This window comes from Haloferax sp. KTX1 (assembly GCF_902410085.1).
In the GTDB taxonomy this organism is placed as follows: domain Archaea; phylum Halobacteriota; class Halobacteria; order Halobacteriales; family Haloferacaceae; genus Haloferax; species Haloferax massiliensis.
Window position 1 is genome coordinate 1 of the sequence record NZ_CABPRH010000243.1, and the last position, 425, is coordinate 425.

1 protein-coding gene is annotated in these 425 nt (G+C 40.2%); it reads left to right on the top strand.

Annotated elements, in window-relative coordinates:
- Positions 1-146 precede the first annotated feature (146 nt).
- Positions 147-425, top strand: a 279-nt coding sequence (locus tag FY251_RS22920) for a hypothetical protein (protein WP_222847907.1), incomplete at its 3' end; no start/stop codon positions are given.

The following is a 425-nucleotide window of genomic DNA, read 5'->3' on the forward strand; positions in this document are numbered from 1 at the left end:
ACGATATCCAGATCGAACAAGATTAGACCGGATTGGTTTCTATCAAATTCCTATCGTATTCATAGCTAAAGAGGGTCACTAGTATCGAACTGGAAAGCAATACGTAAATTAAAGTAGACACTGATGAATGTATTTGACGCTATAATATGAATGCAGATGAGTATGTGAAAAATAATGAGGCACGTCTGGCATCTGCAGATGTTGACCAGACAACGCCAACACCTCCATTGACAGGAACTGGGAAACTCATTTGTACAGATTCTCGATTAGTCTTTGACACGGCTAAGTCAATCACAGATATCAGAGTAGACAGTATTTCTGAGATCGATTACTCTCCACCGTCATACCTCAATAGAGCGACAGTTGCTGGGCTACTAGGAATCATTTTTTCAGGGATTCTCTGGCTTCTATTGGCAGTTATATTG